Origin of the sequence: Methanomethylovorans sp., from assembly GCF_050177135.1 — an archaeon.
In the GTDB taxonomy this organism is placed as follows: Archaea; Halobacteriota; Methanosarcinia; order Methanosarcinales; family Methanosarcinaceae; genus Methanomethylovorans.
The window spans coordinates 1-13,603 of the sequence record NZ_JBFXHJ010000057.1 but is presented as its reverse complement, the minus strand read 5'-3'; the positions used below and the strand labels follow the sequence as shown (position 1 = coordinate 13,603).

17 protein-coding genes are annotated in these 13,603 nt (G+C 44.8%); 5 read left to right on the top strand and 12 right to left on the bottom strand.

Annotation, left to right across the window (positions count from 1 at the left end):
- The 5 genes from AB7U21_RS06295 to AB7U21_RS06275 form a co-directional block, all read right to left on the bottom strand.
- On the bottom strand, positions 1–456 hold a 456-nt coding region (locus AB7U21_RS06295; protein WP_428387766.1), incomplete at its 3' end, for a thiamine-phosphate kinase.
- A gap of 148 nt (positions 457–604) precedes the next feature.
- Complete coding sequence (locus AB7U21_RS06290; RefSeq protein WP_333786760.1) at positions 605–1,471, bottom strand: DUF4349 domain-containing protein; 867 nt, start codon at positions 1,469–1,471, stop codon at positions 605–607.
- A 59-nt stretch (positions 1,472–1,530) separates the two neighbouring features.
- Positions 1,531–2,316, bottom strand: coding sequence for an anaerobic ribonucleoside-triphosphate reductase activating protein (locus AB7U21_RS06285; RefSeq protein ID WP_333786759.1), 786 nt, complete (start codon positions 2,314–2,316; stop codon positions 1,531–1,533).
- 10 nt (positions 2,317–2,326) lie between these two features.
- A complete protein-coding gene (nrdD, locus tag AB7U21_RS06280) occupies positions 2,327–4,636 on the bottom strand; it encodes an anaerobic ribonucleoside-triphosphate reductase (protein ID WP_333786786.1) in 2,310 nt (769 codons plus the stop codon).
- A 93-nt stretch (positions 4,637–4,729) separates the two neighbouring features.
- Positions 4,730–4,981 carry a glutaredoxin family protein gene (locus AB7U21_RS06275; protein ID WP_333786785.1) on the bottom strand — a complete coding sequence of 84 codons (252 nt, stop codon included), beginning with the start codon at positions 4,979–4,981 and terminating at the stop codon, positions 4,730–4,732.
- Between the two features lie 330 nt (positions 4,982–5,311).
- Here AB7U21_RS06275 and radB point away from each other — a divergent pair, with 330 nt between their 5' ends.
- The gene (gene radB / locus AB7U21_RS06270; RefSeq protein WP_333786784.1) at positions 5,312–5,980 is read left to right on the top strand and encodes a DNA repair and recombination protein RadB; all 669 of its coding nucleotides are present in this window, start codon (positions 5,312–5,314) and stop codon (positions 5,978–5,980) included.
- 17 nt (positions 5,981–5,997) lie between these two features.
- Here radB and AB7U21_RS06265 read toward each other — a convergent pair whose 3' ends face one another.
- The 3 genes from AB7U21_RS06265 to AB7U21_RS06255 form a co-directional block, all read right to left on the bottom strand.
- Positions 5,998–6,750, bottom strand: a complete 753-nt coding sequence (locus AB7U21_RS06265) for a tRNA (adenine-N1)-methyltransferase (RefSeq protein ID WP_333786758.1) — start codon at positions 6,748–6,750, stop codon at positions 5,998–6,000.
- Positions 6,751–6,759: 9 nt separating this feature from the next.
- Positions 6,760–8,589 (bottom strand): HD domain-containing protein, encoded by a 1,830-nt coding sequence (locus AB7U21_RS06260; protein WP_333786757.1) that lies wholly within the window; start codon positions 8,587–8,589, stop codon positions 6,760–6,762.
- Positions 8,590–8,678: 89 nt separating this feature from the next.
- Complete coding sequence (locus tag AB7U21_RS06255; protein WP_333786756.1) at positions 8,679–9,335, bottom strand: VIT1/CCC1 transporter family protein; 657 nt, start codon at positions 9,333–9,335, stop codon at positions 8,679–8,681.
- 211 nt (positions 9,336–9,546) lie between these two features.
- Between AB7U21_RS06255 and AB7U21_RS06250 the strand changes: the two genes are divergently transcribed.
- Both AB7U21_RS06250 and AB7U21_RS06245 read left to right on the top strand, forming a co-directional pair.
- Positions 9,547–10,566: an S-methyl-5-thioribose-1-phosphate isomerase gene (locus tag AB7U21_RS06250; protein WP_333786783.1), complete on the top strand. Its 1,020-nt coding sequence runs from the start codon at positions 9,547–9,549 to the stop codon at positions 10,564–10,566.
- A gap of 93 nt (positions 10,567–10,659) precedes the next feature.
- Positions 10,660–10,833, top strand: coding sequence for a preprotein translocase subunit Sec61beta (locus AB7U21_RS06245; RefSeq protein ID WP_333786755.1), 174 nt, complete (start codon positions 10,660–10,662; stop codon positions 10,831–10,833).
- 43 nt (positions 10,834–10,876) lie between these two features.
- Here the strand turns inward: AB7U21_RS06245 and AB7U21_RS06240 are convergent, their stop codons facing one another.
- Positions 10,877–11,161, bottom strand: a complete 285-nt coding sequence (locus AB7U21_RS06240; protein ID WP_333786754.1) for a signal recognition particle protein Srp19 — start codon at positions 11,159–11,161, stop codon at positions 10,877–10,879.
- A gap of 63 nt (positions 11,162–11,224) precedes the next feature.
- Positions 11,225–11,677, bottom strand: coding sequence for a hypothetical protein (locus AB7U21_RS06235; protein WP_333786753.1), 453 nt, complete (start codon positions 11,675–11,677; stop codon positions 11,225–11,227).
- Between the two features lie 74 nt (positions 11,678–11,751).
- Between AB7U21_RS06235 and AB7U21_RS06230 the strand changes: the two genes are divergently transcribed.
- The gene (locus AB7U21_RS06230) at positions 11,752–12,015 is read left to right on the top strand and encodes a hypothetical protein (protein ID WP_333786752.1); all 264 of its coding nucleotides are present in this window, start codon (positions 11,752–11,754) and stop codon (positions 12,013–12,015) included.
- Between the two features lie 5 nt (positions 12,016–12,020).
- Here the strand turns inward: AB7U21_RS06230 and AB7U21_RS06225 are convergent, their stop codons facing one another.
- Positions 12,021–12,488 (bottom strand): DUF5806 family protein, encoded by a 468-nt coding sequence (locus tag AB7U21_RS06225; RefSeq protein ID WP_292351726.1) that lies wholly within the window; start codon positions 12,486–12,488, stop codon positions 12,021–12,023.
- A 92-nt stretch (positions 12,489–12,580) separates the two neighbouring features.
- Between AB7U21_RS06225 and AB7U21_RS06220 the strand changes: the two genes are divergently transcribed.
- Complete coding sequence (locus AB7U21_RS06220; RefSeq protein WP_333786751.1) at positions 12,581–13,033, top strand: universal stress protein; 453 nt, start codon at positions 12,581–12,583, stop codon at positions 13,031–13,033.
- Here the strand turns inward: AB7U21_RS06220 and AB7U21_RS06215 are convergent.
- A partial coding sequence (locus AB7U21_RS06215) for a sugar phosphate isomerase/epimerase family protein (protein WP_428387760.1) occupies positions 13,007–13,603 on the bottom strand: 597 nt, incomplete at its 5' end. The two genes, AB7U21_RS06220 and AB7U21_RS06215, sit on opposite strands and share 27 nt — an antisense overlap.

Sequence of the window (13,603 nt, the reverse complement as noted above, 5' to 3'; positions counted from 1 at the left end):
CAGTTCTCCTTTTGGTACAGTTCCAAGAGCAGTGCCGCAAATAGTAAGTTCATCATGGGTGTCAATATCCCCTCCTATGACCGCAGTATCGTATTCCCTGGTACAGTCCCTCATGCCTCTTGCTATCTCTTCCACAAAACTGACATCTGTGTCACGTGGAAGACCTATAGCAGCCAGTAAACCCGTTGGTCGGGCACCCATAGCGGCAATATCACTAAGGTTGACTGCTGCCGACATCCACCCGATCTGCCAGGGACTCATCTGCTTGGGAAAATCTGTCATGCGGTGCAGCATATCCGTGGTAACTACGAGATATGAACTTTCATTTATATCGATAACTGCACAGTCATCAGCACCTGCGCCTGAAATAACTCCATCCGGCAGTTCATGGAATATAGTAGAAAGGATTGATATAAGGGGTCTTTCCCCAAGCTGTGAAACTGGTATATAGTTCATAGGATATCATTCAGTGTTTGAAAAAATTTTATAAATAAACCAGACAACTTTTATTTAATTGTATGTGTCATAGACATTCATCCAATATAATATTTAAGGCTTCCACACCTTCTACAGATCATGGCTTTCAATAAAAAGGATTACAGGGTTATCGTTTCCTGTGTACCTGGCGGCCTATTACAAATACAATAGTAATTAGAACGGAAAGCACTATTGCAATTGGAAGCAGATATCCCACCAGGATCACCATAGCTCTGACAGTTGACACAAAACCTTGTACTGAACTGGAAAGAGCATCCCTCATGCCCCAGGAATGTGTGATAGGTGTTGGTTCTGTTACTCTGATATTGATCGTAGCGAGATCTATCCTGTTGTCCAGATACTGCAACCTTCCAGTAAGACTATCTATTTCTCCACGCACCCTCTCAAGTTCTTGTTCTACGCTGAGCACTTCTTCGACGGTATTGGACATATTAAGGATCTCAGTCAGGCGTTTTTCCTGCTTTTGCAGATTGTTGAGCCTTGCTTCCAGGTCTATGTATTCCTCTGTTACATCAGTACCTGTTATACTTTTAGAACTAAGGTCACCCAGATTTTCAATATCTTTCACAAAAGCAGTATAATTTTCTGAGGGGATCCTTACTGTAACATAGCCCTCCTGACGAGGAGTACTATCATATGAAAGATCATACACAGAAGAACTGGATACATAACCTCCTGCTGCTGTTGTCATTGTAATTATATCGTCTACAGTCCTGGATGCATTGTCCACTTCTATAGACATCTCTACACTCGTAATGGTCTTCCTTTCAGAAACGTAAACTTCAGAAGTGACATCTTCCGCGAGCATTTCATCACTCGCATATTCGTATGATACACTGTTCTTAGAAGCAGGGTACACGGTGACCTGAGGGGATTGAAGTGATGACTCTGTGCTCATTTGAGATATACAGCCTGCAACACTTGTTCCTATGAAGATCAATAATACAACCAGCAGCTGATAGGTTCTTTTCATGCGATTAACTCCAACACTATATTGTATGGAGTCTGGCGCATAAAAAAATTATGTAAGCTTCAAATGAATTCGAAGTTAACCCGTTCATTGCCTGCTTCTTTTGTCCTTATCCAGACATTATGCAGGAAAGGATATGCAGCTTTAGCCATCTCAAGTAATTCTTCTCTTGTAAAAGGCTTTATGTCCCTTAAGTTCTCAGACATTGCATTTTCAGGCAGTCCCTGTTGTATCACATAGGCTATATCTTTGTCCTTAATATAAGAGGATAAAAACCGACCTATAGCAGCAATGTCTTCCTTGCTGCCCACAAGGCCGGGTATAACAGTAGTTCTTACTTCCAGATGTGAATTACTCTTGGAAATAAGATCAAGGCTCTTTGCGATATTTCCTATCACTTCCTCTGGTTTCAGATTAAGGTTATATTCATCACATCCAATGACCTTACCGTAAGATATAGGGTCGTTCATAGGAGCCTTGATATCCAGGAAAAAACCGTCCACTAATGATTCCTTTAGGAGTTCTTCAATAACCTGTGGATAGAAACCATTGGTGTGTATGCCGACAAGCAACCCCTTTTTCTTAGCAAACCTTGACAGTTCCTTCACAACGTTTTTTTGTAGAAGGGGCTCTCCGCCGGAAATTACGAGACTGCTTATAAATGGGATGGAACTTTCAATTTTATCCTTCAGGACCTTCAATTCAACAAGGTCGGATCCTGTCAGGATCTCATAGTTCTGGCAGTAGGGGCAGCGGAAAGGGCATCCTCTTAAAAAGAGAACTACTGCCGCTTTCCCATGCCAGTCTACCGTCGAAATGGGTATGTATGAGCCGTAATTGGCTTTCATTACACCACTATCAGGCTATGCCAGCTACCTTATATCTCTTCCTGTCTGCCAGTTCCTGCTTCTTTGCAGCATTCCAGCCGCTGACAGATTGGATATATCCTGTGACCCTGGACATCTGTTCAACATTGGAAGAACCACAGTTCTCACAGACATCCTTAAGACCGGACATCATGTGGAAATCGTTCAGACAGATCGTCATGTCCTTGGTGAAGGTGAAATATCCTACTTGTGTGTTCTTTGCAATGTTCATGGCAAATTCCTTCAGACCCTTTGGGTCCGGTGAACCTTCTCCCAGCCAGATGTGACAGATGTTGCCTCCATCCACTATGGGGAAGAACACATGTTCTATCTTTATCCTGTCAGCAAGGGATATGTCAGCACCTGGTGGCACATGAGTCCCATTGGTATAATAGATGGGAAGGTCATGTGTGTCCTTTATCTTTGCCAAGGCCGTTTCCAGATCACCCTGCACGACCTGCTTTGCACTATCTGCATATTCCTCATGCAACAGGTCGGATACAGCGAACCTCTGACCTGTGGTCTCTGCAGGGGTCCTTGCAAGTGCTATCTCGATCCCATGCTTCTGGCCCAGCTCACGTGCATACATCTCAAGTTCCGTCATAACTCTTATCGCGAACTTGAAGGCAGCCTTTGACTCATATACCTGGTTACCTGTGTGGTACTGCACCATCTCGTTTATGCCCACGACACCTATGGTATATACCAGTGAGTCTATATCCACTGCTATTGAGCCCTTCTTACCGGTCATCGGGTCCTTTGGACGCTGGGTCGCAAAGGGCATCCGTTCATTCTCTATAATACTCTCCATCCACTGTCTTTTGGTTGCAAATATCTTGATCGCCTGGTCCATCAGGCTCTTGAGATCTGCAAAGAGGGCCTTATCATCACCGTTCGCTCTGTATGCAGCCCTTGGGCAATTCAGTGTAACTACCTGCCATGAACCCATGGAGAAGTGTTTACCATCCTTGAAATGAAGTTTGTCATCAAAGCTGTCATCTGCATCTGCATTAGCAGAGAACTGATATGCGCAGCACTGGTAACATGAGATACCTTCTCCGGCCCCTCTGTACTCAGGAAGCTGATTATCAAAGTAAGGTGTACCGAACTTCGCAGCCAGCTCGAATGCCAGGGTGTACAGGCCATCATAGGTGGGAAGCTCCGGATGAGCACGGTTGAACATCTCGTCCTCCTGCATGAAATCCGGTTCAATGGAGATCTCAGGTTTAGGGAAGTTAAACGGCTTACCCCAGTTATCTCCCTGAAGCATCACGTTCATGAGGGCTGCAAATCCCAGCCTTACCTCACGTTCGAACTCTCCATATGTGCGCCTGACAGTACCATTGGTGCCATCATGCACTTTGCCTTTGTAAACTACGGGGAGATCTTTCCAGAGCTTGGGCACACCTGGAGACAACTGCACTGAGGAGAAGACAACCTGGCCTCCCCGGGCCACCATCATCTGTGTCATCTCGTACACGAACATCTGCATAAGCTGTTCGATATCCTTGTAGCTCTTGCCTTCGAAGTAAGGTGCAAGGAATGTCAGGAAATTATAGAACCCCTGTCCACCGGCGAAGTTGGTCTGAGCGCTGCCCAATGCTTTTACTGCGTGCAGGATGGCAACCTCTGCCTTCATGGCCGGGCCTGCAACACTGGCTTTGGCACCGGACCCGTCGGGCATGAGACCGTAGTAGAAGAAATACCTCAGGTCCCAGTCCTGACAGAAGGCACGTGTGCCCAGATATTCAAGATCGTGAATATGCAGGTCGCCGTTAAGGTGCAGGTCCGCAAGTCTGGGTGGCAACAGCAGCAAATACTGCTCTTTGGAGATCTTGTCTGCTTTCTTCTTGTGCGATGTTTCGGCATTCTCCTGCAGATTTGCATTATCCTTTGCTTCAAAACCTGAACCAAGGTCGATCTCGCAGGCATCATATACAGGAGTACCCACTCTGGTGGATACATTTCTCCATTCCACATGTCCGCGCTCCAGCAGGATCATATTCACCATTTCCCTGATGAGTGGGCCTGAAAGGAACTTGAGGTCCAGCTGCCTTATGCGCCTCTCGGTATCCTTTGCAATTTCCTGGGCTTCTTCTCTGCTTATACCTGATTTGTTGTGGAACCTTGCGGCAAGCCCTGTTTCCTTCATCAGCTGATTGACCACTATATTACGGTCCCAGTCCACCATGTGCCCGTCAGTGGTACGCACTTTTGGCATTACGGATATGGAATGACCATCAAGGGTCCTTTGTACGGCCTGCTTTTGAGGAAGTGTCATGTCCTCCTGAACAATACCCATGAACTTAAGCCTTTTGTCACTCCCTTCAACTTCTTTTTCCTTCTTATCCTGTGTACCAATGATGCATGTATCCATTATCCAATCTCCTTCCGATCAAAGTAAATTTTCAAGCGTTTCTCTTTTTACTTCCATTCCATTGAACAGCTCTTCATGAGTGAGAAACTCTTCATCTATCTGCAATACAGGAGCTGTAAGGGTGAACACTCCATTGACCCTCAGTTCTGTGAGAGCTTCAGGAGTGGACATATCAGTGGTCTTGAAAACCACGCCGCTCTCTTTAAGAGCCCGTTTGAGCATTTCACATTTGGGGCAGGTTTTTGTTGTATATATAATGACTTCAGGCATTTTTCTCGCGTCCATTCTACTTTATTATTTTACTTATATATAATTAAGTTATGAGTAGGCGTTACCTGTGTCCATTTAAAAAACACAAGCAGAAAAGCCTTCTCAATAACTTTGATCTCTCGTTTGAAGGTAAATTATAGAAATGATCTATGGATTAATAACGGTTTTTCACAGCACATTTACATACATAAAAATTACAACTGGTAACAAATATGGTTAGTAAAGACTCTGCAGAGAGGCTGTTAGTTACCAGATATGATCACAATACGCCTTTACAAAAAGATGATATAAATTATCCCCGTATAGCAAGTAATCTCAAGAGGTGTTTACATAGATTCACATTTAGCATCTGGCTGCAAATCACTCGACGACCTCCTTGAAGGAGGATTGGAAGCTGGAGTTGTGACCCAGCTTTTTGGAGAAGCTGGCAGCGGCAAAACAAATCTGTGTCTTCAGCTTGCCATAAGATGTGTCAGGCAAGACAAGAAGGTCATAATCATCGATACTGAAGGTATTTCTCCCAGCAGGTTCAGACAGATAGCAGGAGAAAGAGCAAAGGAAATAGCTCAGCAGATAATAATCTATGAACCTCATAACTTTGAAGAACAACATGCTGCGGTAAGAGAACTTGAAAAGGTCATCAAAGAGAACATAGGTCTTATTATAGTAGACTCTGCTACCGCCTTTTACAGATTTGAACTGGAGCAGGATGATTCTGCCCTAAGGGCAAGGCGTGAGCTTGGCAGCCAGATAGGTTTCCTGCACAGCCTTGCAAGAAAATATGGCATTGTGGCGGTCATAACCAATCAGGTATACACAGATATCCCTTCAGGTATTCTGCGCCCTGTTGGCGGCAATATAATAGAGCATATATCCAAGACCATTATTCAGTTAGAGCGCCTCGGTGATGGAAAACGGCGGGCAGTTCTCAGGAAACATCGTTCTCTTCCGGAAGGCATAAGCTGTGAGTTTACCATAACTTCCGAAGGCGTTGAATGATCGGTCTGAATACTTTGTCATATTCTGGCAATAGTGATATAACCTGTATGGCCTACCCCGCCTGTTCCTGGCCTTGTGCCTCTCTCTGATACTGATAACGGCCTTTCGATGCATTCTATTGTCATAACATCCCAGGGACCTGATGCATCCAGTGCTTTGCGTATTGCGATGGTCTGTTCTATGAAGGGGGAATATGTTACCACAAAACCGCCGGGTACAAGCACCCTACGTACCTTTGGAACGACTTCCGGGGAATTAACGGTGTCAAGGGTAACGACATCGAACTTTTCTTCTATTTTGTCGATCTCTTCAACTATATTGCCACAACGCACTTCCACATTATCCAGGCCGGCTTTTGAAATATTGCTACGTGCGAGGTTTGCGAAATTCTCTTTTATCTCATAGGTGATGACCTTCTTTACTATGGAGCCAAGGTACATGGATAGAATACCGGACCCAGTTCCTGCATCCAATACCACATCATTCTTACAGATCCCGGTGTATGCGATGACCATGCCTATATCCTTGGGCATCATGGGCGCACCGGAGCGTTGTGCATGCCTGAACATATCCGGCATACGAGGTTTCTGCACAATGAACTCCTGGCCCTTGTGAGAACATATCCTATCACCCGGGGAAAGCCGAAAAAGCTCTGAGAGCTCGATAATACCAAAATCGCTGTGGAAAGCATCCTCAGAAACGCATACTATGAACTCTCTTGGCTTCTCTTTGAGGAAAGTCCTCAACAGCACCATTTCTCCATTTTCCATAAATAGCTCCTAGATATGTTTTGAAGGCGCATATCTTGCCATGGACATGGTCACCATGTCCTTGGGAATAGAGTGTTTATTTATCAAGACATAGCTCTCTATCTGCTTGAATTCCGAAGCATAAGACCCTGCGATCTTGCGCGCATATTCCGCACCTTCATGCGTGAGCACGTACTCGTATCTCTGTCTGTATCTGCCATTCTTTTCATAATATCTCAGATCCTCATCTACTATGCCCATAGCAACAAGCACCTGTATATCCTCGAAGGCTTTGTCACTATATGGGAACCCATATCTTTCATGGAAGTCATACTCGAAAAGATTCTTCAGCGAAGCATGATCGCTGAACTGAAGTATGGTACGGTACAGCCAGGTAATATGCCTGAGCCGTGGCACTGAGATGAAACCGGTTTCTTCCTTCTTAAAGATATTGTATATTGCGTAGAAAAGCAGTATTATGCCTTCTATGGGAAGATACTGTTCAGCACGAATAAAACCCAGAAGCCTGGGGGATAGTTCATCCACAATTTTATGCATCTGAGCGGAAACCACTGATCCATCTATCCCTGCGACAGCATCGGGATGTGCAAATGTCGTAAGTGAAAGCTGTCTTGAGATGGATCTGACAAGTCCGTTGGCCAGGGCTGATTCATCATAGAAGAAACTTTCTTCATCCCCTATCAATACTCTCATGCTTTTGGGAACGCCCGATGCTACATCCAGGTCTGCCAGCACATCTCCCAGTTCCCGGGCAAGACGTGATTCGAATTTCATCTTAGCCACACCATGGCGGGCAATGGTTGCAAGTGCCATCCTTGTGGAAGGCCTGAGCCTCTTCTGGCTGAACCTTGCAACAGGTATATACAGCCTGCCATCCCGGAGGTCATCAAGTAGCCGGAGAGATCTTTCAGCTGCATGTGACCTGATGAAACCAAGCAGGTCGTGGTCGTTGTATTCGGTGAAAAAGCGAATTACCTCGTCCTTTGCAGCTTCTGTTCCAGACACATTTCTGAAACGCTCAAGTGCATCCTCAAGGGAGTAAAGCAGCATCACCCTGGCGGCCTGGGTCTTCGGATTGTGTATGACGGCAGTATAATGATGAGCTCGGGATATTAACATGGATTCTGCAGCTGTGAGTGCCATTTCATTACCATAGTCCGAGCCTTCCGGACTTCCCAACACGACATTCCCGTCCTTGATGAGGAGGCTGTCGATTATCTGGTCAACATCGATGAGCCCGAAGGATACGCCTGTATGGTAGGAATCCCTCAGGAGGAAATCTATTCTGTCAGCATCCACGTCACCTGCTATTATTTGGGCGAGGTACGGCTTGGATATGGCACATGCGTCACCTGTAGCTATATTTGCGATCTCATCAAAGAAATAAAAAGGATCTGTACCAAATTCCGACTCCGTGTACCTTGCAATGAAATTGTCCTGTGGCAGCATCCTTATGATGTCCCTTGAGAAAGCTTCGTGCTTTATGAACTTCCTGTCTTCGACCATTGGCTGCAACTGAGGATTGCGCTTAAGAACATTTTCAACTGCATGGGAGTAGGCAGAATGACCTACATCATGCAATAGACCTGCAATCCTTATCTTGCGTATATCCCCTTCCTCAAGGGAAAGCGACTGGCCGATGACAGATGCCATATGCATGGTGCCGATGCTGTGCTCGAAACGGGTGTGATTGGCACCGGGATAGACATGGTCAACTAACCCAAGTTGTTGTATGTTCCTGAGCCTTTGGACATGACGCGTGTTCAGAAGCATCTGCTCGAACTCATCAAGGATGATGGTCTTGTGCACAGGGTCATGTATTATGAGGGGTTTTTGCATTGGATGATATTAGGAGAAGAGGATATATAAATGGAAAGGGAAATGCGATCTTAAATGCCTGATCATGTCTTATCAGCCACTTTATACCCTTAACCGCCCAATACAATAGTTATCGCTGCGATCGACATGCCTATGACCGTAGTGCCAAAGCCTGATCTCACCTTGCCGTAAAGGTCCTTTTCGTATGTCCTGTAGTAGCCGGTGATGAACAATAGCAATATTCCCAGCAGATTGGACATTGCAAGTGCATGGATCAGCTTGTCGGCCAGAAAGAATGGCAGGACAACTATGATTCCTGAGGCTGTGGATATCAGGGATGTGCCCAAGATTATATTAAGTGCGTCCCGGGTAGATACTGTTTCTTTTTTCCCGGTTGCTGCAAGGTGCAATGTAAGATCTCTGTATAATTCAAGCCTCTTTTCTTCAGAAATATTACTAATAATCGTATTTTCAAGCTGTTCGCTAATCAGGGGAATTGCAGCCTCTCCTTTCAGGTCGGACTTGCATATATCTATTATATTGTTCTCTATTCCGAGATTATAATTTCTCTCCCATATATAGAATGAACCATCAGCGATCCCCCATGCAATGCAGCAGAAAAGCGCAGAATATATTATAGGGAAGTATGATCCCACTGGTATGGCAATGTAAGTCCTAAGAACACTGGTAAAGGTCATTGCGATGATCACTGCATAGATAACCTCAGCTCCTGTCCAGTACTTGCCAATGTAGTTGGAAAGATGCATATTTTCTCCTCAAGTGATTGATTATTTATTACGATATTTAATATATTTATTACATAGGATAAGATAAAAAAGAATAAGTTTCCCAGGAAGAATATCCGACTCCAATAAACATATCCCACCCGTGACTTGCGGGCACGGTCTTCGGGCTTGCCGACCAATATACCAACCTTCACATTTTTATCCTCCTTTGCACCTTTACAAAGCAGATACCATGAGGACCATAGACTGGAATGATGAATCAAATGCAATAGTAATGATCGATCAGACTCTGCTTCCATCAGAATACAAAGTGATAGAATGTACGACTCTCGCATCCCTGTGTGAGGCCATCATGTCACTCAGGGTGCGCGGAGCTCCGGCTCTCGGGGCTGCGGGCGGATATGGCATGGCTCTTGCAGCCAGGCTTAGTAGTGCCAAGAACATGGATTCATTGCTAAAAGACATGCAAGTAGCGGCAAAGACCATAAAGGCTACAAGACCCACTGCCGTTAATCTTGCATGGGGGGTTGACAGGATATTGCATGCCATCAACGATGCGTATGACCTGAAAGGAATAAAAAATGTGGCACTCTCGGAGGCAAAAAGGATGGCAGACGAGGATGTTGTCAAGAACAGAAAAATAGGGGAAAATGGTGCCAGATTGCTGGAAGATGGCGATGTGGTGCTTACTCATTGCAATGCCGGCAGGATGGCCTGTGTGGACTGGGGTACAGCTCTTGGCGTGATACGCTCGGCGGTTGAAGACGGTAAGCAAATACAGGTAGTAGCATGCGAGACCCGCCCACTTAACCAGGGAAGCAGGATCACTGCCTGGGAGCTGATGCAGGATAATATCCCTGTCACCCTGATAGCGGATTCGATGTCAGGCCACTTGATGAGAAAAGGGGTTATTAACAAGGTCATAGTGGGAGCTGACAGGATAACAGGCGATGTGATCTTTAACAAAATTGGGACATATACCCACTCCGTGCTTGCAAAGGAGCATGAGATACCCTTCTATGTAGCTGCGCCTTTGTCCACCTTTGATCTTGAAGGATGGGAAGAAACCGTACCGATAGAACTAAGGAACGAAGATGAGTTGCGTTTCTGTAATGGAAAAGCAATAGCCCCTAAAGATGTAAAGGTGTATAATCCGGCATTCGACGCAACACCTATGGAGAATATCACTGCCCTTATCACAGAAAAAGGCGTATATTATCCACCATTCCTGCTGGATGAATTGTTCATATGATTGGATGAACACCATAAGGCTTTAAATGGTTGAATACAATTCACAGCATAAAGCACTAATATAAATATAGCTTATTTACCATCAGGAGAAAATATGTCTAAGAAAAGTTCAAGTGGTAGCGGATTGATGTCATCAGCCGGGCTGATGCGTTATTATGAAGCAGACAAGAAAGCAATTCACATAGATCCAAAGGCAGTATTGGTTTTTGGTGCAGTAATAGGCTTTGCTGTCCTGATGCTCAATGCCATGTATGGCCTTTGGCCATGAATTCTTATTTTATTGTTTCTTTTTCAGATCGGTCTTTCCGCTATTATGAGCGTATTTCTTTAATAGCCGCAGCTATTTTTCTTGAAAGCTGGGTTTTAGGAGCGGTATTATCGATGAGAACTCTGCCACTCTTTTCCCACCATGATCGGGGATAGGATCTATCTTTTTCAACTTCAGGGTTCAGACCAAGCTTCAATGCTGCTTTTTCGATCTCAGCGAGGGTAGGCTCGCCAACAGATGATTTTTTTGAAATAATACGCCCCTGACTTCTTGACCTGTTCTTATCTATATAGGCTGGCCATATGACCAGTTTGTTCCTATCGCGCATCAACATGGGCTTTAGTTAATACTTCATCTGATTTAAAATTCCCTGATGATCTGTTTTGATGATTCACTCTTGCTTCTCAGAACTTACATCTTTAACGAAGTCAAGTGTTCCCAGGTCCTGCAGACTGCTGATGGGGGCATAACACACAATAATGGTGCCATCTGCAGAAACCGTGAGTATATCTATGCCAAGCCCTCTTAAGGTCTCGAGGTTGACGGGATCATTTTCAAGTGTACGGACCCGTAATCTCAGATCACCATCCCTTGTACTCAGAAGAGGATCCGAAGTATAATACAGGAAAGCAGCTGGCTCTCCCTGAGTTTCATATATATGGGCTGTCTTATTAAGATACCAGCCCAGGACCGGATGGGCAAAATAAGTGTTCGGGTAGCCAGGATCAGTAAATACTGGAATTTCGTCCTCTTCTTTCTCGATACAACCGCAAAGATATATGGCTGCGATCAACAGCAATGATATCACAACTCTGGTCATAATATCTACATTATAAAATTCCATGTCCGTGTATTTAAGTATGTTCTTGGACAGGTTGCAGCAAAATACATATAGTTGCTACTTAATGCAAGCTACACATGGAAAGAACTCAAAGGAGCTTGGATATTGACCCTGAGGTCAAAGCTTTCATACTGGAACATAAAGGAGACCTCAGGTTGTGCACCACATGCGGCGGGCCTGTGATAGTGCCAGTTGAGATGAAAGGTCCGAAGGATTCGGATATTGTCATGCAGATCGGACCCAATAAACTTTATATCTCAAAGGTACAGGCCCATTACCTGAGGCGCATCGAAAAGCACATGCTTGCTTATTACGAAAGGTATATGGAAAAGAAGAATTGAACTTTTTAGTAATAATCTTCTTCCATTGATTCATTGATCCTTCTGAGCACGTCTGCCACAAGCATCTGCACTTCGGTCGCATGCTCTGCCGGGATCTCGCCACCTTCAGTTTCAATGAGCTTCTTCATGTCCTGTACCATCTTATGTATCATGCCTATCATTTCTTCCTGCGTGATGAGACCTGCATAATAGGCATAAAAAAAAGTGGTTCCACTGCGCTGAACTTTTTTCTTGAACGATGCTCTTGCATTTGAAACTTCCTGACGTGTGTACTCCTCGTCCATAAAGGGGACAAGTTCCTTAAGATTAGAGCCTATCCATGTCATCTCGGAACGGTTAGATGCATCTTTAAAGTCTGCACAGAGGTGAGCTATCACCCATTCTCTTGCAGTGAGATGTGTTGTCTTTTTCAGGAACCGTGTGACATCAAGGTATTTTTTGCTATCCATTTTCCTGAACTTCTGATACTTCATGGTATTTCACCTGAAAGTTCAAATATGTATTGCAGCCAATATATTACAATACCGATTCAAAGCACTTTAATATATTTAACTCTAATGAAGGTATGATGAAGATCTTACTACCCACTGATGGCTCGATATATTCAGAAAATGCTGCACGGGTCACCAAAAAGATAGCAAATGAGGAGACGGAGTTCATAGTCCTTCATGTACTTGCAGATAAGGGTATGGGCATGAAATCATGGCAGAAAGAGGGAGCTGACATTATTTTATCAACTATCGAAAATATACTGGTCGAGATAGGGTTTGACAGTTCCAGAATAAAGAAAGTCGTGGAAGAAGGGAATGCGCCTGCACAAATAGTCAATGTTGCAAATCGCTATGAGGTTGATCTGATCGTCATGGGGAACCAGGGTAAAAATGGTTTAAAGAAAATAATGGGCTCTGTAACTGCCAGGGTACTGGAACTTTCAGAAAGGCTGATATTGGTGGTACCACCTAACTACACGCTTCCCCGGATCGAGAAAAGCTCAGTCCTTGCCCAGACACTGCATTAAAGTAGCTTTACCTGAACGCACATCCGGCATGGAGAACACTTCAAGATTGTAGATACCTCTATAATTATGGATCTCTTTTAATACAGTATAGTCTACATTGCCTCTGCCAGGAGCAAGGTGCTCGTCCCCGTCATAAGTACTGGTCCACTTACCCCCATTGTCATGCATATGCATGTGTATCACATGGGATGAGACAGTTCTGACAAATGTCCTCAATTTGCCTGGGTCTCCCCCGCAGGTAAGATTTGCGTGTCCGATATCCAGCGTGATCTTCAGATTATCCGAGTTCACAGCTTCCACAGCAGCCACAAGTTCTTCCGCGAGGCAGCAAAGGTTCGTAGGATCTGTACCTTCCTTATTTTCAAGCCCCAGCATCACTCCGAGGTCAGCTGCCTGTACTGCAAGTTGCTTGAGGTTAGATACCATGTTCTCGAAGGAAGCTTCACGGCCATCATGGATCCTGCCGGGGTGCAGGACAACAGCTCTTGAGCCCAGGCTGGCTGCAAGCTCGATCGATTCACTCATGAGCCTGAAATCCTCTGTATCCATATCGGAAGTGTCTACACGCAG